Annotated in this window: 20 protein-coding genes; 5 read left to right on the top strand and 15 right to left on the bottom strand. The window is 44.6% G+C overall.

Annotation, left to right across the window (positions count from 1 at the left end; genetic code table 11):
• Positions 1-280 precede the first annotated feature (280 nt).
• From SIC18_RS09770 to SIC18_RS09755, 4 genes are all read right to left on the bottom strand, one after another.
• Positions 281-1,375 carry a type III polyketide synthase gene (locus tag SIC18_RS09770; RefSeq protein WP_048346540.1) on the bottom strand — a complete coding sequence of 365 codons (1,095 nt, stop codon included), beginning with the start codon at positions 1,373-1,375 and terminating at the stop codon, positions 281-283.
• A complete protein-coding gene (locus SIC18_RS09765; RefSeq protein ID WP_048346539.1) occupies positions 1,366-2,526 on the bottom strand; it encodes an NAD(P)/FAD-dependent oxidoreductase in 1,161 nt (386 codons plus the stop codon). The genes SIC18_RS09770 and SIC18_RS09765 overlap by 10 nt, the downstream gene beginning before the upstream one ends.
• 1 nt (position 2,527) lies before the next feature.
• A complete protein-coding gene (locus tag SIC18_RS09760; protein ID WP_413429472.1) occupies positions 2,528-3,247 on the bottom strand; it encodes a class I SAM-dependent methyltransferase in 720 nt (239 codons plus the stop codon).
• A 291-nt stretch (positions 3,248-3,538) separates the two neighbouring features.
• Complete coding sequence (locus SIC18_RS09755) at positions 3,539-3,676, bottom strand: hypothetical protein (RefSeq protein ID WP_413429470.1); 138 nt, start codon at positions 3,674-3,676, stop codon at positions 3,539-3,541.
• A gap of 68 nt (positions 3,677-3,744) precedes the next feature.
• On the opposite strand from SIC18_RS09755, the gene SIC18_RS09750 reads away from it, so the two are divergent.
• On the top strand, positions 3,745-4,593 hold the full coding sequence (locus tag SIC18_RS09750; RefSeq protein WP_413429468.1) for an NAD-dependent epimerase/dehydratase family protein: 849 nt from the start codon (positions 3,745-3,747) through the stop codon (positions 4,591-4,593).
• Positions 4,594-5,144: 551 nt separating this feature from the next.
• Here SIC18_RS09750 and SIC18_RS09745 read toward each other — a convergent pair.
• The 3 genes from SIC18_RS09745 to SIC18_RS09735 form a co-directional block, all read right to left on the bottom strand.
• Positions 5,145-5,810, bottom strand: coding sequence for an SDR family oxidoreductase (locus tag SIC18_RS09745; protein ID WP_048348147.1), 666 nt, complete (start codon positions 5,808-5,810; stop codon positions 5,145-5,147).
• 315 nt (positions 5,811-6,125) lie between these two features.
• Positions 6,126-6,356 (bottom strand): hypothetical protein, encoded by a 231-nt coding sequence (locus SIC18_RS09740; RefSeq protein WP_048346537.1) that lies wholly within the window; start codon positions 6,354-6,356, stop codon positions 6,126-6,128.
• A 453-nt stretch (positions 6,357-6,809) separates the two neighbouring features.
• Positions 6,810-7,535, bottom strand: coding sequence for a 16S rRNA (uracil(1498)-N(3))-methyltransferase (locus SIC18_RS09735; protein WP_413429466.1), 726 nt, complete (start codon positions 7,533-7,535; stop codon positions 6,810-6,812).
• A 212-nt stretch (positions 7,536-7,747) separates the two neighbouring features.
• Between SIC18_RS09735 and SIC18_RS09730 the strand changes: the two genes are divergently transcribed.
• Positions 7,748-8,560, top strand: a complete 813-nt coding sequence (locus tag SIC18_RS09730; protein ID WP_413429465.1) for a J domain-containing protein — start codon at positions 7,748-7,750, stop codon at positions 8,558-8,560.
• A 14-nt stretch (positions 8,561-8,574) separates the two neighbouring features.
• Here SIC18_RS09730 and SIC18_RS09725 read toward each other — a convergent pair whose 3' ends face one another.
• On the bottom strand, positions 8,575-9,375 hold the full coding sequence (locus tag SIC18_RS09725; protein ID WP_413429464.1) for a DUF3598 family protein: 801 nt from the start codon (positions 9,373-9,375) through the stop codon (positions 8,575-8,577).
• A 212-nt stretch (positions 9,376-9,587) separates the two neighbouring features.
• Here SIC18_RS09725 and SIC18_RS09720 point away from each other — a divergent pair, with 212 nt between their 5' ends.
• From SIC18_RS09720 to SIC18_RS09710, 3 genes are read left to right on the top strand one after another with little or no spacing between them, the layout of a single operon-like run.
• Positions 9,588-10,091 carry an NfeD family protein gene (locus SIC18_RS09720; RefSeq protein ID WP_048346533.1) on the top strand — a complete coding sequence of 168 codons (504 nt, stop codon included), beginning with the start codon at positions 9,588-9,590 and terminating at the stop codon, positions 10,089-10,091.
• Positions 10,092-10,148: 57 nt separating this feature from the next.
• Positions 10,149-11,465 carry a flotillin family protein gene (locus SIC18_RS09715; RefSeq protein ID WP_413429463.1) on the top strand — a complete coding sequence of 439 codons (1,317 nt, stop codon included), beginning with the start codon at positions 10,149-10,151 and terminating at the stop codon, positions 11,463-11,465.
• Positions 11,466-11,467: 2 nt separating this feature from the next.
• Entirely contained in the window at positions 11,468-12,703 is a 1,236-nt protein-coding gene (locus SIC18_RS09710) for a flotillin family protein (protein ID WP_048346531.1), read from the top strand.
• Between the two features lie 124 nt (positions 12,704-12,827).
• Here SIC18_RS09710 and SIC18_RS09705 read toward each other — a convergent pair whose 3' ends face one another.
• The 7 genes from SIC18_RS09705 to nadA all read right to left on the bottom strand — a co-directional run bounded on the left by SIC18_RS09705 (position 12,828) and on the right by nadA (position 21,070).
• The gene (locus SIC18_RS09705; protein WP_245407309.1) at positions 12,828-13,163 is read right to left on the bottom strand and encodes a hypothetical protein; all 336 of its coding nucleotides are present in this window, start codon (positions 13,161-13,163) and stop codon (positions 12,828-12,830) included.
• A 138-nt stretch (positions 13,164-13,301) separates the two neighbouring features.
• A complete protein-coding gene (locus tag SIC18_RS09700) occupies positions 13,302-13,841 on the bottom strand; it encodes a PAP/fibrillin family protein (RefSeq protein WP_048346529.1) in 540 nt (179 codons plus the stop codon).
• On the bottom strand, positions 13,841-14,323 hold the full coding sequence (locus tag SIC18_RS09695) for a DUF427 domain-containing protein (RefSeq protein WP_048346528.1): 483 nt from the start codon (positions 14,321-14,323) through the stop codon (positions 13,841-13,843). The genes SIC18_RS09700 and SIC18_RS09695 overlap by 1 nt, the downstream gene beginning before the upstream one ends.
• Before the next feature lie 160 nt (positions 14,324-14,483).
• Positions 14,484-16,940: a ligase-associated DNA damage response DEXH box helicase gene (locus SIC18_RS09690; RefSeq protein ID WP_413429460.1), complete on the bottom strand. Its 2,457-nt coding sequence runs from the start codon at positions 16,938-16,940 to the stop codon at positions 14,484-14,486.
• Positions 16,941-17,088: 148 nt separating this feature from the next.
• Complete coding sequence (locus SIC18_RS09685) at positions 17,089-18,786, bottom strand: ATP-dependent DNA ligase (protein ID WP_413429458.1); 1,698 nt, start codon at positions 18,784-18,786, stop codon at positions 17,089-17,091.
• Between the two features lie 10 nt (positions 18,787-18,796).
• Entirely contained in the window at positions 18,797-19,774 is a 978-nt protein-coding gene (locus SIC18_RS09680; protein ID WP_048346525.1) for a ligase-associated DNA damage response exonuclease, read from the bottom strand.
• Positions 19,775-20,134: 360 nt separating this feature from the next.
• The gene (nadA, locus tag SIC18_RS09675; RefSeq protein ID WP_048348146.1) at positions 20,135-21,070 is read right to left on the bottom strand and encodes a quinolinate synthase NadA; all 936 of its coding nucleotides are present in this window, start codon (positions 21,068-21,070) and stop codon (positions 20,135-20,137) included.
• Positions 21,071-21,086 lie beyond the last annotated feature (16 nt).

The following is a 21,086-nucleotide window of genomic DNA, read 5'->3' as shown; positions in this document are numbered from 1 at the left end:
CAGCTTCTATGTACTCACCCCATTTCGTGCAGCACCCACAACTTTCAGATCGATAAATGGCAATCTTGGGGCGAGTTGACGGACTCAATGGTTGCTCAATGATGGTTGCGGCTTGCTGAGCATTCACAGGTAGAGAGAGAATGGCAAAAAATAGTGCCATTAAAACCCCTAAATAAACTCGTTTCATCTCGATCCCACCGGTACTCTCTTGATCATAAGTGCTGGCTTCCTTTGAAATCTTGATCGTTAAAACTAGCAACTCATCGATAGTGGATTGCACCTATAGGGATATCAAAGCAACTTCTGCACATAACCCGGGCCCGAAGGCAAGTGCAACACAGGGTCCATGACAATGGTGCTGGCGCATATGCTTAAGAACAAACAAAATGGTTGCAGACGACATGTTTCCGTAGTGACTCAGGACATGTCTTGAAACAGCTACTTGGTCTTCACTCAGTGATAAGGCTTCAGCGCATGCTTGAAGAATTCTTGGACCTCCTGGATGAATGGCCCAATGTTGAATGTTCTTGAGATCTGTGCCACGGGCATCCAGCCATTCACATAGCCATGGTTGCAATGTGTTGGCAATTGCTTCAGGAACTTTAGGGGATAAGCCCATCGAGAAACCTTGATTTCCAATCTGCCAATGCATTAATTCTCTGGTCTCTGGAATCACTGTGGACCCGGAGGCCTGTAGACACAATCCGCTTGAACTTGGCTCATGGGTGACCCTCTCAGAATACGTCGCGACCGCTGCAGCAGCACCATCTGCAAACAAAGTATTGGCCACGACCTGCTCAGGATTCCAGCCGTATTGCAAATGCAGACTGCATAGTTCAACAGCACAAAGCAGAACAACAGCTTTGGGATCTGCTTCTATAAAAGCATGAGCAACGCGTAAACCATTTAATGCCGCATGACATCCCATAAATCCCACATGCGTGCGTTGTGTATTTAGTGGTAAGTGAAGTTGATCAATCAGATCACAATCAACACCAGGAGCATGAAAACCTGTACAACTGATTGTGATCAGATGCGTGATGGTATGAGCAGAGATTTTCGACTCTGCTAGTGCCTGTTTGCTTGCTTTCAGCGCCAATGACGTGGCATGCAGTCGATACGCTTCCATCCGTGTTGCCGTGCTGGGGCTCTCATCCCCGTAAAACGGCAAGCGTTGATGAATTGCCTGCTTTGCATCACCAGTTAATAAAACACTGCCTCTGGTTTGGACTTGCGAGCGCCTTTGAATGCGTCGTACGAGCGACGCTTGTTTTTCACTGTCGGCACTGACCCATTGAGACAGTGTTGTTGATTCTGTTTGATTGACGGTTTGCTCGGGTATTGCGGTACCGAGCCCACGAACACTCAAAGGCATGGCTCACCTTTGGGCGATGGCAGCTTGGCCTCGTTCAGGCTGGAGATGATCTGTTCAGCCACGGCGGGCCATCGATTCACGAGCTCAAATAACAAAGCTGTGGGCCTTGGGCGTTTTAACACCGAAGACAGGGCCCGACAGACCATTTGACGCCTGCCGATCGTCAGCTGAAGCGTGCTCTTCCAGTGCGTTTCCAAATCCTCAGTCCATCGTTCCACTCCTTTCAGAACGAACGGTGTAGCAGCAGCACCCGCTGTTAGCGCCCAGGCCATTCCTTCACCGGTGAAGGGTTCGACATATCCCGCGGCATCGCCCATCACTAGAAAGCGTTCACCTGCCACCACACCCGTGCTCCGGCTCAGCGCTGCAGTGCGTTGCCAGCGTTGGCCTTGTTGAACTGCTTCAGGTACCGGAAATCCTGCCTGATTTAATACGTGTTGAGCAGCATCAATGGCTCCTTTTCCTTGGGATAGCGCCTCACGATCAAAGGCTCCTGCCAGGTTGAGCAATCCGTCCTCCCTTCGAACCAATCCCACGTAGCCCCTATCACCAATAGCCATATGAATGGCTCCTACCGGGTAGTGATGGCTGTCATCAAACACGACGCATCCAGCACCATGTCTTGATTGCTGGTGAATGTCGCTTAGTCCTGCTTCATGTTTGGGAAGGCAGCGTTGGGTCAGACCAGCTGCCACCAGCACAACGCGCGCTTTGGCATGGCTGGTAGCTCCACTTTGATGATCTTTTAGGCGCACACGTCTGTACTCAGGGGATACGGCTTCAACTTGGGCCGTAACGTGAAAGCGAGCTGTTGCTCCAGCTTGGATTGCAGCATGGATCAGGGCTTGATCGAATCGTTCACGGGACAGGGCATACCCGTTGGGTAGGGCTAACGTTGTTTCCCGTTCACGCAGACCAAGGCGCAAGCTTCTTAGTGCCTGTCCACCGCTATCCACAATCAAGTTGTTCTGACCTCGCGAGTTCAGAATCGCTTGAGCCTGATTGTTGAAGCAGCATCCACAGACCTTCCAGCGCGGAAATAACCGTTGTTCAACGAGCAAAACGCGCAATCCATGTTTCGCACAATCCAAAGCTGCAAGACCTCCGGCTGGGCCTCCTCCAATAATCAAGACATCCCACAACGTTTGCATCTCAATACCGTGTCCAGCTCAACAGGTATCGCTCTGGCCATGAGCGTTTGATCTGCGCACCTTTCAGACCTGCTCGCTTGGCGATGCCCATCATTTCATCGGGTTGAAAAGCTCCCCGTACAGACAGTGGACCATCGGTATGAACCACCCAGGAACGACTTAAGAGTCGGGTGCCAATCCAGGCCAATGCAAACCCAAGTCGACTACGAATTAAGTCATCCACGAGAATGAGTTTTCGAGATCGTAGTGCCATCACTTCTAAGAGGCGAACCACGTCAATCTCATCTAGGTGATGCGCGAACAGCGTGCAATACACCACATCAAAAGTGATCGGGTCCGCTGGCTTTGCCAAAGCATCAGCAGTAAAGACAGTGATTTCAGCCTTTCTTGTTCTTGCATTGGTCTTAGCAATCTCGACGGCCTCAGGGTTGAGATCACAGGCATGAATCTCGAGTCCCAAACCCTTTCGCTTGGCCATCAGGGCAAGGTCGATGGCTGTATCACCGCCTCCACAGGCAAGTTCGAGAACACGAAGCGGTGTGGCTGGCTGAGTGATCGCTAGAGACTCGATGGGCCGATACAGGCCAGCAGAGCAGCGACTGATCGTATTGATGCGTCTCAAACCCTTTAACGCTTTTGCATGCTCTCTGGGATCGAGGCCCGGTTGATCCATCACTTCCGGTTGTCGATCGCGGTTGTTGAGCGCTCTACCCCAGATCATCAAACCAGGTCCTTTGTTTCTACAAGCTAGATAAAACATTGACCGGAGCCGTTGAGCTCAGTGTTTCTGGTGGATTCTCAGGATTGTTGTGATAAGACAGCCTGTAATTTTATGAACCGGGATCTTCGCTTGTGTGTCCTGGAATCAGCCTGTGTTTGATCGAGCCTCGATCTCTGAGGTCGACAACCTCATCAACCTTGATGGCTCGCGATGATCAGAGATTTCTCTTTTGCCCAACGTCGTTTTTCAAACTTACGGTGATGTCTTTGAGACCTGTCTCTGGGGATCAACCTATGGCTGAGCTCTTGGCACAGGGTGAATGTCTTGAGGGTTGGTGACCGCAAAGGGTTCGACTGCTGCCCTTCGTTCCCCTGCCAGCTGAAGAGCAGAAGCCCCTTTGCCCCTTCCAATATCTGCGACCCTGTCCATTTGGTATCGACCGACTCACGGTTGATGGGTAAAGAGTTGTAAAAATAGGTTGACTCGTTGATGTCGTGATGACCTCCTATTCAGTCATTGGCTGTGGCTACGTCGGTAGATACGTGGCGGCAAGCATGAAAAATCAAGGGCATTACGTCGTTGGAACAACCCGTTCTTCACAACGGTTTGCCGAATTGCGCAATGTGGTCAACGAGCCAATCAGTCTTGACCTTGCACAGCAAGACTGCGATTTTTCATTTCTTGAGGATCAGCAGGGTTTGCTGATTAGCGTCGCCCCAACGCAAAATGGTGACGGGTATCAAGACGTTTTTTCGAATGGGATCCGAAATCTTGCCCGAGCTCTGCGCTGTCGACAGTCCACCCAGCAGCTCCATGTGACCTACATCAGCTCAGCCGGAGTGTATGGAGATCATCACGGTGAATTGGTGACCGAGGATTCGGCAGTGGATTGTTTAAATCCTGTCAATGCGATGTTGGTTGAGGCCGAAAACGTTCTACTCACAATCGATCGCCCCGACACCACAATCTGCGTCTTGCGCTTGGGTGGTATTTACGGTCCTGGTCGAGACATGGTGTCCATGATTAAGCAAGCAGCTGGACAACCGATTCCCAAAAATGGAAATGACATACCTGCTTGGAGTGGTGTTTTTGATATCACCAATGGTGTGTGTTTTGCTTTCAGTAATCAGCTTGCAGGGATTTATAATCTTGTTGATGACATGCAGCTCAGTCGGCGTGAATTGTCAAATGAAATTTGTGACATTGATGGCTTGCCCCCTGTGATCTGGGCGAACCAAAATCCTCCTGATGCGAGAACGATCAATGCCAAGGTGACCAATCACAAAATCAAATCAACAGGATTTCGCCTGAGCTCACCTTCGATGCTCATGCCCACTCCGGTTTAGTGCCTGTCCTGAACTCGTAGACACTTTTCGAACAATAAATCTACAACGTTTTTTGTCTCAAGTTAATAAATTCTAAATAACTGTTTTGATTAGATTTTAGTTTTTCCTGTTTTATAGAGAATTTATTGAGGCTCAATGTCTCTTTAAATCAAGCTCGATGAATCTGATTTAAGATTCGCTGGTAATCTTGAGCCGTTGCATCACTAGCCTCGTTGGTATCAAGGATCTGAATCAAAACTTCTCCGCCTTGGATAATGTTGAGATTGTATGAAGAAAGAGCAAGATTCATTGGAGTCTTTCCACTCATTCATAAAGAGTTATCTCGTTTCCCAAATTTAGGCTAGATCTTTATTGAATGAAGGCCCTCGCTTGAGAAGTGCTGAATTTCTTTTGTTAGCCTTATTTATGCTGTTCTTGAGAATTCAAAAAAAAGAACCCCCCACAAGAGTGAAGAGCTCGACGCATTTCCTTCTTAAATAGTATGAAGAATTAAGGCTTTCTGCAAGGGAAATCAGAAAATCCATGGTCACTGATCATTGCCGCTTATCTATTTACCAAGGAAGCTGCTGGCCATTGGAGTGCCAAAACCTCCCGCTCGTTTCTAGTTCAAGCTCATCAATCCGTGCCAACAACCCCAGCACTGCTGTTTTGGTGCTGATGCCATTCGGGTTGAAGTTGATCATTCTCGTGCTGACGAGCCCTGGATGAAGGATGGCGACTGCGATTCCGCGTGGTTTCAAATCGATCGATAGGGATCGTCCAGCAATGTTTAGTGCCACTTTTGACATTCGATAGCCGTATGAGCCACCCGAAGTGTTGTCGTCGATAGACCCCATTCGACTGGTTATCAGGGCGAGCTTCGCCCCGTGAGGCATCTGTTCGATCAGAGATTGTGCCAGCAACAACGGCGCTAACGCATTGACCTCGAATTGACGTTTAATCCCTTCGCTATCCAGGTTCTCGAGACTCATTGATTGCAGAATCCCCGCATTGAGGATGACACCATCCAATTGTCGTTTTCCCAGGTTCCGAACTAACCGTTGGATAGAGGTTTCACAAGTGAGTTCGATCCCTGCCTGAATCTCCACACCCATACCCTCAAGCTCTGGAGAGGCTTGTCGGCATACCGCAATCACGTGATCATCGCGATCGTGCAATTGACGGCAGAATTCAAGACCGATTCCCCTGTTTGCGCCTGTGACAAGAAAGGTGGCCAAAGGGTTCTCTGAAACAATCACCAGTTTGCTACACAATCTTCAGTGCTCGATCACCGGCATTGAGTTCCAGTTGTGCGAATCAAGACGCCGTCATTTGCTAGAAACGGAAGAACATCGACTGAGCAGTATCACATAGCGCGGTGGCTTGGCATTAGGAGGTCGCTCACAGAGAACGTCCTCAGCATCCATCTGGGAGGAGTCTGAATACTGTCGTAATCCGTAGGCAAAATAAAGGAGAGGAGTTCACCTATGAATCAGTTTAAAGTTAGCATTTTTGAAAGTGTCACCTCTCAATACACATAAATCAAAGATCATTCATCTTGAGATCCGTGTTGATTGAAAGTTCCAAATTTCTCCTGCCTCCTGCCACAACTCCCAGGAGTGGCGAGAAGAATCAGATAAAACCAGCTGTCCTGCAAAACCAGCTGGAGACGGTTGGTAGAGTTCAATTAAATCCTTAACAGGTTCACCATCTCTGGTAAAGACGTCGGTGACACGTCTTCCAATTCGATTTGAAAGATCTTTCTGGAATTCCTCAAGACTCATTAGCGAACCTGGTGCTGCTAGGGCAAGTGATCAAGAGTTTCTTTAAGTCATTGATCGTTGACTTATATTATCGCTTGAAATGGAATTCGTTGCGATAACTCTTTAAATGTATGTCAACAATTCAATTGGCACAAGCTATGTCCCCACCTTTGAGCTGGCTTGAACTTTATTGATTTTAAAGCATGTTGTCTAGAAGCTTTGTACATGTCTGGATGACTAGGTAAATTATTTGTTGTTCTATTCTATCGACTTTATAGAGATTGTCTGCTGTAGGAGTTTCTTGTTTCTTCTGCATTCTGTTCAGTCAATCCAAATTGTTCCAAAGAACATGCAACATCCTCATTGCAGAAGCACGCCGATTGCAGCTCAGTTTGAGATGAGCTTTATAACCTTGGGCATTGGCTAGTTCATCAGTTTGAGCCGTTTTCTTGTAGATGATGATCTCTCATAGAGTCACCTCCTTGGTAAGGCTTGGGCTAATACAGTAGTGACTGCCGTGTCTACGCTAAGAGTTCTTCCTCCTAAGTTGACAGGCTGTGCAATTGTTGCCAGTGCTAATTCAATTTCAAAAGGTACGAAGCCACCTTCAGGGCCTATCATCACAACAGCAGGTGCTGAAGATATATCAGAATCAACAACCGATTTCGTTGCGCTCATATCTGTAATCCAACAATTACGATCTCCACATATCTCAGGCAATTGGTCTTCTATAAAAGGTTTAAACCGTCGGTGCAATCTAACATTTGTTATGACTGTATCCTTGGATCGTTCCATGCCTGCGAACAAAGAATCATTGATTTTTTCAGGTTGTAAGAGTGGGCTTTGCCAGAAGCTTTTTTCGACCCTTGCGCTATTGACCAAATGCAGATTCTCTACTCCGAATTCTGCGATTGTCCGTAAAATACGACGCAGCATCTTTGGTCGTGGTAAAGCAAGAACGATGTCAAATACATGTCTATGTGGTGCTGGTTGATTGAGAACAACCTGGAGAACTACCCCATTATCATCGATAGACTCGACGATTCCATATCCACAGCTTCCGCCTAAAAGACCAACTTTCAGTGGTTGACCCACGTCTGGATTCAAGACTTGTCGAATATGAAGGAATCGATCATCATCAATGAGAGCAGTTGTTGAATTACTAATAAAGTCTTGTTTTTGTAGGAGAATGATATTCATAAGTGGCCGCGAGTCTCGTTAGTGATAAACATCTTTGCTCTGATCGATTGTTTTGTTCTGTAGTATTAGGTCGGCTGAATCAATAATCTCTGAGTAGTCTATGTAAGACAGATGTCTCGGCTTTGACAATGACCTCATTGAGCTGCTGGATTGACACTCTATGGTGACCAAAGCAATCAGGCAGTGGATGCCGTGGCTTGTGTTGGCAGCTAATGGGGTTTGACCCTCGGCGTTGGTCTTCAGCGGCTGAACCGCATCGTCGTCAGACCGTTACAAGCAATGTTGATGCACTCTTGGCTGAAAATGACAGTCTTCGTAGAGAGGTACTGCAGCTCAAGAAGCAAATTGATTTGCTGCGTCAACGTCAGTGGACGCATGCCCGCTCCAGATATCAACAACGTTCCCAAGCACAAAGAGATGAGAGTCAGGAGAAAACTCCATCGGTCACCGCTGATCAGGTTGAGCGCTGGGGAGAAGCTCTTGCATGTCAGCGAGGTTGGAGTGCGCTTCGTCTCAAGGAACTTGAAGACCTCATCGACACCTTAAATCGCGCGAGTTTTCACTCTCATCTGAATCTCCAACAACGTTTGGATCGGCTGATGCCTGGTTTAGGTACTGACTTGCTGGCTGCAGTACCGAAGCCGATGACAAAAAAACGATCTGCAGTGCTTGCTGCTTTTGCCCTCTATGGCATCAGGTCTCGTGAGTGGCTGGATGAGGACCCGCAACGCGTTGTATTTGAATTAAAAAACCGACAACAGAGTTCGCGGCAACGACGTAGAACAAGAACTGATCAGAGGGCTTCCGACCGAGATTCTGGTTCCTATGGGAACGATGCCAATCCATGGGAGTTTTCGGTTCGTGATGCGCTTCAAGTTTTGGGGCTGAAGCGTGGTGCATCGCAGGACGAGATTAAAAAGTCTTATCGTCGTTTGGTGAAACACCATCACCCTGATTTAGGTGGATCTGCTGACGAATTTCGTAAAATCAATGAAGCGTATCAGCAACTTCTAATCAATGATTAGATCATCAAATATAGTCATGCTGTTTGTCGTGATAAATGCTGAAGCCGAACGTCAATCAATCTTGAATCTGCTCCGTAGGTTGCCATGATTGTTCTAAGTTTATAGCTTGAATCAAGCCATATCGAACTTACAGAAAATGGTTTGTTTAAGGTAATTTGTTCTGGGCAACGTAAAACAATGTTATCAGGAAAAAAATATATTTTTTCGCCAGGTTGTACCGGGATTTCAAGGGTACCTTTAACTTTCGATCGTTGTAATTCTGCATCAATAATATGAGTGATTCCTCTCCAGTTGCTTCCTGTGTCCCAAGCCGGAATGATTTGAACGTCATCAGTCCAGGGTGATTCAGCTAGATGATTCCTTTGCTCACGAATGCAGGCTGTTCTCTCAAGTGTGCCGTTCAGGCCATAGAGCATGCCGACGCTGAGGCGTATGTTTTTGTTCGCAAGAAACAGCTCCATTGGAAAATATTGATTTGGGATGATCTGAGGAACGAGCCAAGCGGCGGCACCATTCTTGAACGCTAGGCCCCTCATGTAATCACTTGCTGGATGCATGAATCCATCTTGTTTGCAGTGTTCTAGGAGGCTATAGTTCCAGTCTTTTTCTGACTGCTGCCCATCATCATATAAATACTGATTCAATTGGTTGATCAGTTTTTTGTCTTGATCTGAACTAAACGAACGTTTACTTGAGAAGGTTTCAGATAACTTTCCATTTGGTTGATAACGCGACCATCTACCATTCCAGGCTCCCAAGTGGAAATTCCAAAATGAATTCCAGTTTTGTATAGCTGCCGACTCACGTTCTTTCATGATTTTTCCGGATTAAAAAATTGTGCTCAATGTGAGGAATTTAGTGAAAACCTTACGGTGTTATGGAATGGTTGATCGGTTTGATTCGATCCTACTGATTTCTGTATATGACTCTGGCCGATCCTTCCAACCCGTAAGTAGTGGCTGTGATCGGCTAACGGGTCCAGAATCTCTCATGAACTGCATCATGAGCACTCAGCTGCTGATCTTCAATGGTTTGGACCTACTCTTTTTGCCTTGTTGCAGGCGCCGTTTTGATTGCGCTTTCTCTTGATAATGATGGAGGTGGGCTTGATGGCGATGGTATGGGTGGAAATCTAAGCCTGTTATTCAGTACGCCGTTTTGGTCATTTGGGCTCTGTGGATTTGGCTTATGCGGTCTACTGATGCTGATTCTTAGCCCTAAGGACAGTGGCTTACCAAGCTTGCTAGTTGCCAGTGCCATGGGTCTTGCTATGGGGTGGGGAGCGTCCCATGTTTTGCGCTTGATGAGTCGCAGGGAGGCAGACACCCTGATCCGCAATGACGACTTGGTGGGTCAACAAGGCAAGATCACCCTGACTGTTGGCAAAGAGCAGCGTGGCTTTGTTGAATTGAATGTGCGTGGCAGTTTGATCCGAAGGCCTGCCTTCAGCAATGCAGGAAGACTTGAAGAGGGGACCGCGGTGGTGGTGGTGGCTAGTGATCAGCACACCCTTCGCGTGGATCGGCTGTGAGTTCCGTGGTCAATTTCCCTTAGGAGAGCTAAGCCAAGGTCAGTGAGTCGGATACGCATGTCTTCACGACTGCTCCACGAGCAGCCATCGCCACCGCTGGGATTCCTCTCCAGGGATCAAAACAACACAGTTGCGGGTGGAGTGGGAATTGTTGTTGTCAGTCTTGTGGGACTGACCCTTCTGAGTCGATGGATGATACGCATTTGTCGACCCAATGAAATGTTGGTTGTCACGGGGTCACGCTCCAATCAAGGCAGTCAGGGGTTCAAGGGATATCGCGTTGTTGCCAATGGTGGTTGGACGTTTGTGAAACCAGTGCTCGAAACAGCACGGCGGATGGATGTCACGCTTCTACCTGTTTTGGTCGAAGTTAAAAATGCATACTCGAATGGAGGTACACCTCTGAATATCCAAGCGATTGCCAACGTGAAGGTCAGTACTGATCCTGAGGTTCGCAACAATGCAATTGAACGCTTTCTTGGACGTGATTCCCGTGAAATTATCCAAGTTGCCCAAGAAAACCTAGAGGGAAATCTTCGTAGTGTTCTTGCACAGCTCACACCAGAGGAGGTCAATGAAGACCGGCTTCGATTTGCTGAGCAAATTGCCAAGGATGTGGGAGATGACCTGAGACGACTTGGTCTGCAACTGGATACGTTGAAGATTCAAAGCGTTTCTGATGATGTTGATTATCTCAATTCAATTAGTCGTCGAAGAGTTGCTCAGATCGTTCGTGATGCAGAGATTGCAGAAGCTGAGGCGATTGGACAAGCTGAGCGCGTTGAAGCTGAGATGGAAGAAAAAGCTGAAGTAGTACGGACTGAGGCTCAAACCGTGGTGCTTGAAAAAGATAACGCTGTTCGGACTAAAATAGCCCAAATGGAAAAGAAAGCTCGATCGGAAGAGGAGAGAACACAAGCAGCTGAATTGGAAGCTAGAGCAATAGCGGAGCAAAAACTTCAAAAAGTAAGAGCTGAGCTTGAACGGTTAAGGTTACAAGCAGAACAAGTGCTCCCAGCACAAGCCAATCAAAAGGCTAAAGAACTTAGAGCTCGTGGTATGGCTGCTGCAACGGCCGAGGACGTTAAGGCAAGTGCATTAGTGAATGATCTACTCACCCAAGTCTGGGAAGAGGCTGGTAGCACTGCAGAGCTTGTTTTTCTGCTTCAGCAAATTGAAATGGTGCTTGATCACGCCACACGTCTTCCAGCACGTCTTCATTTGAAAAGGATCACAACCTTGGACGGAAATGATGCCTCCAGTCTTGCCAGTCTTGTAGCTCTGAATCACGTCGTTGTTCGTCAGTTCTTTGATCAGGTCAAAGAAATCTTTGGTATTGATCTTATTGACACCCTTTCAAACAGAGGAAATTAGTCATGTTCTTAGCTATTGGGTTAACAGGTGCAGCAGGTTTATGGGCCTTTGTAGTTCTCCTTCGTCAGTTGTATTACATCTGTCAACCAAGTGAGGCACTGATCTTTGCTGGTCTTAGGAGAACAACTGGATCAGGTCAAAAGGTGGGATATCGCACTGTTCGTGGTGGAAGTGCACTACGTATTCCATTGCTCGAAGAGGTGATGCGTTTGGATCTAAGCAATATGATCATTGATCTTCAAGTTGCAAATGCATATTCGCGTGGAGGTATTCCCTTGAATGTGTCTGGTGTAGCAAATATCAAAATCGCAGGCGATGAACCTGGAATTCATAATGCGATTGAGCGTTTAATAGGGAAATCTCAAGATGATATTCGACATATTGCCAAGGAAACTCTTGAAGGAAATCTGAGAGGAGTGATGGCCAGTTTGACTCCGGAGCAATTAAATGAAGACAAGGTAACCTTTGCTCGTACACTATTGGAGGAGGCTGAGGATGACCTTCAAAAATTAGGTTTAGTATTGGATACTCTTCAGATTCAAAATATCTCTGATGATGTTTTATATCTCGATTCGATTGGCAGGAAGCAGTTAGTTGAATTGAAGAGAGATTCTCGCATTGCAGAGGCAGAGGCTAAGTCACAATCTGCTGTTAAGCGAGCAGAAAACGAAAGAATTACATCCCTGCGACGACTTGATAAAGACCTAGCAATCGCGACAGCCAATGCAAGTAAGAGAGTTCAGGATGCTTTGACGAGACGTGATGCGCTGGTAGCTGAGGAGGAGGCTCGCATTGGCGCTGAATTAGCTCGAGCAGAAGCAGAGCTACCAGTACAAGAACAACGAATTAAACAAGTCACACAGCAATTAGAAGCTGACGTGATTGCTCCTGCAGAGTCTGAGTGCCAAACCATGATGGCGGAAGCTAAAGGTGAAGCTGCAACTATCATTGAACAAGGACGGTCACAAGCTGAAGGTCTACGTGATTTAGTCGAATCATTGCAACGGTCAGGTGATGATGCAAAGCGTCTATTCTTATTGCAAAAGCTTGAACCACTTCTCACCATGCTAAGCGATACTGTTCAACCTATTGAGGTTGAAGAAGTCAATCTCATTGGAGAACGAGAAGGTCAGACAAATCTCTCGATTGCAACATTGTTGAAGCAGTTTCAGGTCAGTACAGGATTTCGGTTGCCGGAGGATTTAACTCTGAAAGAAGGCAGTGAAACAAGCGACTAACATCAATCCAAATTAATATTTCGACAAGGTATCATTGGTGTTAATGATTGCATTATGCCATGAATGTTTAGAAGCTAGAAGGTTTAAATAGGTGTTTAATGAATTTGAAAATGGGAGCGTAGATTTATTTAGGCTTTTGATTCAACTTTTCCCATGCATCGCTATGACGAAAGGCTGGCCAAGCCACAAAATAGTAAATAAATAAAGGAAATAAAGAATATTCGGGATGAACATAAGAACCGTATAACAGCCAATATCCGCCTAGCGCGATTGGAAGAGCAATAAGCCTCGGACCATTTCCATAATCGTCCTCTGCCCAACGAGCGCTTAATGCTTTACCAACAATCCACGGTGATAAAATCAGTAAAATCAACCAATGCATTAAAAGACGATACAAGTTCCAGAATGGCTTGAAAAATGATGTAACAATCAAAAATACGATTAAGTACGGAAAAATCACGGGCTACCTGAATCTGCTTAATTATAATACTTCTAGAAACCCTTCGAAAAAATTCATTGAATTTCTTGAATTAGTCAATCGTACTGATTATCTATCTTGAGACAAGTGTTATTTAAAAACATTTTAAAGTCAAGGTATTTACATTTGTTGTGGAATCCAATCCTCTATTGATAAGTCGTCTCTTCTTATGAGTGCGAAGCACGTACCTGCATTCCCACGACAAATTCTTAATGTCTCATCAATTGATGTGATATCTAACCATGCAGGAAAGGATTGATTAATTGATTTAAGTAGTTTAGGTCTCCAGCCAGTGTTCAAGGAAGGACCTATCCAACCACCTCGTTTGAATTGGACGCCTACCTGATTGACTCCATCAATTGATAATTCAGCCTCAACAGCAATGACAGCAAGATTACTAATCGGACCGCGTAAACGAAGTAAATTCATACCCTTCCGTTGCTTAGGATCAAGAATTTGTAGATTTTCAAGCCAGGAGGATTGTTTGAGCCAAGGCTGTGGTGAGCTACTCCATTTCAACTCCCACACTCCTTTCAATAGATCTCCATTATGTTGAAGGTTCACTTGTGAACACGATTCAACATCTTGAATGAGTGATGGTATTAAGTTGCTTTTGGAATCCTTCAGAAGAAGTTCAATGAGTTGTGCGGTGCAATTCATTAGATTATTTCAGGATGATTCGGATCTCCTTTGAAAGGTCCGATTGTCCAACTTGTGACCCAGCCACCATAAAAGGATCCAGGTTGTGGCTTTACTATTTCTCCCTCCAAGATGCATGTATCCACTAAACGAGGATACAGACCGATCCAGTTAGCAAGCCCTTCAAAGTGTTTTGTAGGAGTTGGGTAGCTCCATCCAGCACGATCTCGTGCGTCACTTCCATCGGACTTGCTGACTGTCCAGTACTCTGCCAATCCCTTCCATTCGCAGTAAGAGACGCGTCCAGAGGTTTGATGCAGTGTTCCAATGGCAAACGCATCCTTGTCAAGATAGATAGTAGGCGGGTGGAACGTTTCACAGACACGAATATAGCGATGATCTTTAGCGATTACTTCATTTCCAATTGCCACTGACACCTGACCCATGATCAGTTCAATTTGTGGCGGTCTAGGATAATCCGATACATTTTCCTTGATTGGCATTCAGTGACGGCGTTTCAATTATTTTAGACATCAGCAGGTAAAACCGTTGTCCATTTCTTTGATCAACAGTAGTTTTGCACAAAATTACCATTCTTGGTGCTCCATATCTTCTCTTTTGATGGAACCGATGTCTGAAATTCTGTTATGAACTCTATTGAGACTATTCGTAGGTTTCATGTTTTAAGGCTTCAATTTGCATTCTCTTAACTCTCTCCAGTATAGACTCATTGCTCAGTCTGTTTCGTAATCGTTCAACCAATAGAGGGAAAGCTAATGGTCCTGGTCTAGGAATTTCACTATGTATTATTTTCCCTGTTCTCATTCTTGTTAATGCAGTTGTCAAGCGCGATAGTTCTAGCTGGTCATGAAGAACTTCATGTCGTGCCTGCTTTAGTAATAGGTTGCCAGGCTCATGCTTGCTAAATACTTCCCATAGCAGTGTGCTACTAATCTGTATTTGACCACTAGTTTTGTTCTTGCTCGGGTACCCTTGTTGGATCAAACCTGATACTTGAGCGATGCTTCTAAAGCGTCGCTTGCAAAGCTCTGATAAATTTAAAGCATTCTCGAGATCAGATTCTATCTCTGAATCTTTAATAAGATTGTCTAGTGATTCTTCAAAAAGTTTAATTAATGGATAGTCTTTTGGTGCTAAGAGTTCAAAACCATAATCATTGACTGACACTGTGATTGTACTTCTCATTTTTTTAGTCAATCGTGATGCCCATAGAAAACCAAGACCTTCATGCACAAAACGACCCTCAAACGGATAAACAAATAAATGCTGACCTTCCTTGGTCATACAAGTTTCGATTAACAGTTCCGTTTGTTTAGGCAGAATTGATAAGTCTTTTTGACGGTCTAGAAGTGGTTTTAATGCTTTCAACTCTGCTGTGTTCAGTTTATTTTCAGAAGCTAGTTCTACCTCTTCTCTTAATTTAGTGGTTAATAGATCAGACAAGGCCATTTGTCCACCTGCCCATGCAGGCACTGTTGTACTTTTTCGTGTGGATAATTTTACATAAGCTGTCATGTCTTTGATCCTTATTAGTTCTAATTGACGCCCTGCAAAGAAGAATACATCTTTAGGATTCAATTGACTGATAAAGGTTTCCTCTACGTGTCCTATTATTGCTCCACGGTGAAAGCGAACTCGAATTGATGGTGCCGAAGTTATTGTTCCAATATTAAGCTTATGAAGTCGTGCTATGGAACCATCCCTGACGAAAAATAGTTTCTTATTTTGGTTCCATTCAATTTTGCGATACCGAGAATACGCGCTCAAACAATTCCCTCCTTTTTCCAAAAACAGGAGGCACCATTGCCATTCTTCATTCGTAATGGATTGATAGCAGGCAGTTTTGCGAATTGCCTGCAGAGTGTCTGTGGGGTTAAATCCAGGTCCACATGCCAACGTTGTTAGGTGCTGTAAGAGAACATCAAGTGGTTTATATGGAGGTTTTCTTGTTTCAATTAAGTCGTTGTTCAATCCACGTCTTAAGGCGCTTAGTTCGAGAAGCTCTAGTGCGTTGGTTGGCATAAACAAAACTTCAGACTTACCCTCGGGATAATGAGCAGACCGACCTGCCCTTTGAATCAGTCGTGCAATATTTTTCGGACTACCGATTTGTATGACTCTTTCTACTGGTTGGAAATCAACGCCTAGGTCTAAAGAACTAGTGCAGACAACCCAACGAAGCTGTCCGTTTTTCATCTGTTCTTCAATCAATTCTCTTTTACTCCGATCTATTGCGCTGTGATGAAGAGCTAATGCACACTCCATTGCTGGACAGGCAAATCTTAAGCACTGGTGCCAACGCTCCGATTGATTTCGTGTGTTAGTAAATACTAATGTGCTTTTACTGACATCCAATACAGCGATTAAATCCTCATACCGCCTGAGCCCAAGATGTCCAGACCATGGAAATCCATTGATAGAGTCAGGAATGATACTTTTAATTGATATAGAGCGTTTTGGCGCACAATTGATCAGTATTTTTTTAGTCTTCACTCCGAGTGCATGTTCTGATGCCTGAACAGGATTGCCAATCGTTGCACTTAATGCCCATGTCTGCAGCTGTCGATTATTCATCCTTAACCAACTAAGGGCTAACTCAGTTTGTGTACCCCTCTTGCTTCCTATTAACTCATGCCACTCATCAAGAATCACTGATTCGAGATTCGCAAATAGATTGATTGCCATTGGATTCCCTAGCAAAACACAAAGGGATTCCGGTGTCGTCACTAAAATCTGAGGTGGGTTTTTGAGTTGTTTCGTTCTTTCTGTACTTGTTGTATCCCCATTTCTAGCGGCAACTCGTATTGGCCAACCTATTGAATCGATTGGTTCCCGTATCGCTAATGTCAGGTCGCGACTTAGTGCCCTCAATGGTGTGATGTATAAGAGCCGAATTCCTTTCTTTTGTTGCTTGTCCGAAAGGATCCGTACGATTGGGCCCATTACCGCTGCAAAGGTCTTACCTGATCCAGTAGGGACTTGTATGAGACCACTAGAACCTTCTAGAAAAGCGTTCCAGCTTTGCCTTTGAAAGGTTGATGGCTCCCAGCCTTTTGATTTAAACCAGGATTCGACTTGGTGAATGATTTCTGTTTGCATTCTGCCTAGATTCTTAACCTGTAATAATTGTGTACATATCTAAATTTCATTGTCTTCTTCTGTCCGTAGTATTCACATTCATCAATTCGAATACCAACTGATTCGTATTCAAATTACCCAGTGATGCTGGCTGTTTGCTTGGTTTCATTTAATCTTTTTTACAAAGCGCTTGTGCGTGCTCTAGGCAATCTGCTTCTGCAGCTTTTTTATCGACTCTCCATCGGACGATTCTAGGAAATCTAACTGCTAAGCCACATTTATGTCGTTTCGATTCCATCACACCCTCAAACGCAATTTCAAATACTTGCTTTTGTTCAACTACGCGTGTAGGTCCAAAGCGTTCTATTGTATGCTTTCTGATCCAGCGATCGAGATGAATAATTTCATCATTCTTCAGTCCTGAATATGCTTTCGCAAATGTAATCAGTTTCCTCGTTCTAATCGATGTCCTTGGTTCATCCCATAATGCAAAGGTATAATCTGTAAAAAGGTTCGCACGCTTTCCAGTCCCTGCTTGTGCATAGATTAACACCACATCTAATGTCATTGGATCATGCTTATACTTCCACCAAGATCCTTTCCTCCTGCCTGATAGATAGATTGAATCTATTTTTTTAATCATTAATCCTTCCGCTCCTTGTTCAGTTGTTTCATCTCTTGCTTTTTCCAATTCACTCCAATTTGATATTGATTTGCATTCCCCTAAGACCAGATCATTGTGATTGAGATTTCTATGGATAACTTCTAATATTTTCTTCCTTTCGTTGAGTGGTTTGCTCCTTTGGTCTTTACTCTCATGCTCTATTAAATCGTAAGCAACAAATTTGACAGGACATTCTTGTAATAGCAATTTAGTTATTGATTTTCTCCCAAGTCTTTTCTGTAGACTTGCGAACGTCATTGGTTGCTTTGCATCATCTCTCCAGCAAATTATTTCTCCGTCAAGCACAGTTCCGTAAGGTAACTGTTCTGCCAGATTAATTATTTCTGGGAATGATATATTGATTAGCTCCTCCCCCCTACTCCATAGAAATATTCCTGATTGACGGCGTATTAATTGACCGCGTATGCCATCCCATTTGCACTCTAAGCTCCAGTCTTGGACAGGCGACGCTTTTAACTGTTCAAGATTTACAGGACTTGCTAAATAAAAGGGATAAGGAATGGCTCCGCGATCATCCTCTTCTTCTTGTCGCGGTTTGACCAATTCTTTAAACCAATTTTGCGTTGTAGCCTCGGATTTCATCAGACGTTCGATTACTGTGCTTTCATTGATTTCATAAGCCTGAGCAATACTCTTTACGACAAGCCCCTTGGATACCCCGATTCGGAACCCTCCCGTGATCAGCTTATTGACCAGATAATGATGATCATCTGGTATATTTTTCCATAACTCAATCATTGAATGTCTTTGTTCTGTATCAGTTTTGCTTTTTAATAAAGGCAGTACTGTTTCCATCCATAAGTGAAGAGAGTCTGTTATTTTTACAGTAGAGTAAATCTCATCTGTTGCGTCTTTGAATTTGTATTCTATATTTTGTATGTTGGGTTTAATCTGAGGCCAGAGTAAACTTAGTGTCTCGGCAGAATCTCCTACTTGAGTAAAGCAATCATCCAACAGCCATGAAGGTATACTTGTGCATTCGTTTAGTATTCTCCTGAGTTTCTGGCCTGTTATCAGTCTTTGCTTTCGTTGGTTGAGTAAAAGACATAGTGTCCAGCATCCATCCCGTGGATCAATGTTTTCAATGAATTCTGAAATTAAGCTGATCTTTGTGTTGGTTTTATTGCATCGATCAATAGCAGTGATTAGGCCTCCAAATTCATGTAAACTTGCTTGATTCATATCTACTCTCTTATTTTAGCATTTCGAGTGGAAATGCATTTAAACCTTCTACTTCTGTTAAATATCGTGCCAAAACATCTTCTTGCCCATGTGTTATGTAGATTTTCTTAGCTTCACTTTGTTTGATTGTCATTATCAAACCTGTCCAATCTGCATGGTCACTTAGTACAAATCCTCGCTCATACCCCCGTCTTCTTCTGGCTCCTCTAACTGCCATCCATCCTGATGCGAATGCTGTCTGTGGTTCCTTAAAACGTTTCATCCATGGTGATTTATAGGCAGATGGTGGTGCGATGATGAGACGTCCCTTCAAGGGATCTTTTCGTTCTAATTCACTGACCGGTCTCGTAGGTACCATGTCCACTCCTGCCTCTCGATAATGACCGGTTATGGTCTCGACTGCTCCATGCAGTAGAACTTCTTCCATAATGCCTAGCGATTTCAGTTCAGCGAGTACTCGTTGCGCTTTGCCAAATGCATAGCAGAAGAGTAATGAAGGATGTTCAGTCTCTGTCCTCCACCATTCATAAATCTCTCTCGCTACTTGTTTGCCTGACTTCCAACGGTAGATCGGCAATCCAAATGTTGATTCAGTGATGAGTACATCGCACTTCACTGATTCAAATGGTTCACAGCTTGGATCATGGCAACGTTTGTAATCACCAGTGACGAGCCATACCTCATCTCCAACTTCAATACGTACCTGAGCACTTCCTAAAACATGTCCTGCGCTATGTAATGAAAGTTTTGCCTGCCCAAGTCTGAACTCCTCCCCATAGTTTATGGAGTGAATTTTGATGTCTCTTCCCAGTCTTTGCCTTAGTATCGTTTCGGACTGATCACAGGCCCAATATTCTCCACATCCTGGTCTGGCATGATCAGCATGAGCATGGGTTATGATCGCACGTTTGACCGGGCAGGGAGGGTCAATCCATGCATCTGCGGCTGGACAATACAAACCTTGGTTGAGGTAATGCAAAACTGACATCTTTGTATCTTGACGTAATTCTCTTTAGACTGTGGATTTAAGCGCATTCTGCTTTCCTTCGTCATGCTCGTATACAACTGTTTAATGGCTTGAGTATTATGGTTTTCTGTATTCCATTTTAGCTGCGTTTGTCTCTGCCATTCTGATTTGCATTTTTTCGATTTTTTTTTGATATTCAATATAAAGCAGGGGTTGCATCTGGGTGTACTTTTTAACTTTTGCTGTATCTTTAAGGTTTATGTTTCCTGTCTCGTTTGTCTAATAGCATCTTAGTTTCAATGCTGGTTAGTGATTATTGTGAATTCCTTCCGGGTTGTGATTGCTATTTTATCTGGGGTATAGATTTTGTTGCACTATCAGCTATTTGCTCATTTCAAGCATGCGTTGAATTGGCTCCAATGCTTTCACTCTTATCTCTTCGTTCATCTCGATTCTTGGCTCTAGTGTCTCTAGGCAATGCCAAAGTTTTTCAAGAGTATTCATGCGCATGTATGGACATGTATTGCAACTGCATCCGTCAATTCCCGGAACATCAATGAACGTTTTGTTCGGAACCAATTTTTGCATTTGATGCAATATACCTGGCTCAGTGAGTACGATATAAGTCGATGCTTGGCTTGTTTGTGCGTGCAATAGAAGTTTGCTTGTTGAGCCTATGAAGTCAGCTAGATCTAGAAGGTTTTCCATGCATTCGGGATGGGCGATCACCTCCGCGTCTGGGTATTTCAGCTTCAGTTTTAATAATGCTTCCTCGCTAAACGTTTCATGCACGATGCAGCGTCCTGGCCATAGTGTTAGATCGCGTCCGCTTTGTTGCTGTACCCATCGTCCAAGATTTTGATCTGGTGCAAATAGAATTGGTTGATCAGAGGGGAGTTGATTGACCAAATCTACTGCATTACTACTTGTGCAGATTAAGTCACTTTGAGCCTTAACTGCAGCGGTACAGTTGATATAGCTGACAACAAAATGTTCGGGATGATTGGCCCTGAAAGTTTTGAATTCATCGGCCGGGCAATCATCGGCGAGTGAACAACCTGCTTCGTTATCAGGTAACAGAACAATTTTTTCTGGGCTTAAAATTTTTGCCGTCTCGGCCATGAAATGAACACCACAAAAAACAATCACATCCGCATCTGTACTCGCAGCTTTGCGGGACAGCTCTAAGGAGTCTCCAATGAAATCAGCGATGTCTTGTATTTCAGGTTCCTGGTAATAGTGAGCCAATACGACTGCGTTGCGTTCTCTTCGAAGCTGGTTGATTGCCCTGACGAGATCATCGGGAGTTGTTTTCATGATCCTGATCCCTAGA

The organism is Synechococcus sp. Cu2B8-bc1011, from assembly GCF_047302735.1.
Classification (GTDB): domain Bacteria; phylum Cyanobacteriota; class Cyanobacteriia; order PCC-6307; family Cyanobiaceae; genus Synechococcus_C.
Note: the sequence above shows the minus strand (reverse complement) of the source record. Positions and strands in the feature narration are given on the sequence as shown.

Excerpts from the sequence above, each read along its gene's own strand:
- SIC18_RS09710 (WP_048346531.1), top strand. The coding sequence starts at position 11,468 with ATGTTCTTAGCTATTGGGTTAACAGGTGCAGCAGGTTTATGGGCCTTT.
- SIC18_RS09730 (WP_413429465.1), top strand. The coding sequence starts at position 7,748 with ATGGGGTTTGACCCTCGGCGTTGGTCTTCAGCGGCTGAACCGCATCGT.
- SIC18_RS09750 (WP_413429468.1), top strand. The coding sequence starts at position 3,745 with ATGACCTCCTATTCAGTCATTGGCTGTGGCTACGTCGGTAGATACGTG.
- SIC18_RS09700 (WP_048346529.1), bottom strand. The coding sequence starts at position 13,841 with ATGAATTGCACCGCACAACTCATTGAACTTCTTCTGAAGGATTCCAAA.
- SIC18_RS09760 (WP_413429472.1), bottom strand. The coding sequence starts at position 3,247 with ATGATCTGGGGTAGAGCGCTCAACAACCGCGATCGACAACCGGAAGTG.
- SIC18_RS09765 (WP_048346539.1), bottom strand. The coding sequence starts at position 2,526 with ATGCAAACGTTGTGGGATGTCTTGATTATTGGAGGAGGCCCAGCCGGA.
- nadA (WP_048348146.1), bottom strand. The coding sequence starts at position 21,070 with ATGAAAACAACTCCCGATGATCTCGTCAGGGCAATCAACCAGCTTCGA.
- SIC18_RS09725 (WP_413429464.1), bottom strand. The coding sequence starts at position 9,375 with ATGAAAGAACGTGAGTCGGCAGCTATACAAAACTGGAATTCATTTTGG.
- SIC18_RS09695 (WP_048346528.1), bottom strand. The coding sequence starts at position 14,323 with ATGCCAATCAAGGAAAATGTATCGGATTATCCTAGACCGCCACAAATT.
- SIC18_RS09755 (WP_413429470.1), bottom strand. The coding sequence starts at position 3,676 with ATGGACAGGGTCGCAGATATTGGAAGGGGCAAAGGGGCTTCTGCTCTT.
- SIC18_RS09715 (WP_413429463.1), top strand. The coding sequence starts at position 10,149 with ATGTCTTCACGACTGCTCCACGAGCAGCCATCGCCACCGCTGGGATTC.
- SIC18_RS09685 (WP_413429458.1), bottom strand. The coding sequence starts at position 18,786 with ATGAATCAAGCAAGTTTACATGAATTTGGAGGCCTAATCACTGCTATT.
- SIC18_RS09680 (WP_048346525.1), bottom strand. The coding sequence starts at position 19,774 with ATGTCAGTTTTGCATTACCTCAACCAAGGTTTGTATTGTCCAGCCGCA.
- SIC18_RS09690 (WP_413429460.1), bottom strand. The coding sequence starts at position 16,940 with ATGCAAACAGAAATCATTCACCAAGTCGAATCCTGGTTTAAATCAAAA.
- SIC18_RS09740 (WP_048346537.1), bottom strand. The coding sequence starts at position 6,356 with ATGAGTCTTGAGGAATTCCAGAAAGATCTTTCAAATCGAATTGGAAGA.
- SIC18_RS09770 (WP_048346540.1), bottom strand. The coding sequence starts at position 1,375 with ATGCCTTTGAGTGTTCGTGGGCTCGGTACCGCAATACCCGAGCAAACC.
- SIC18_RS09735 (WP_413429466.1), bottom strand. The coding sequence starts at position 7,535 with ATGAATATCATTCTCCTACAAAAACAAGACTTTATTAGTAATTCAACA.
- SIC18_RS09720 (WP_048346533.1), top strand. The coding sequence starts at position 9,588 with ATGGTTTGGACCTACTCTTTTTGCCTTGTTGCAGGCGCCGTTTTGATT.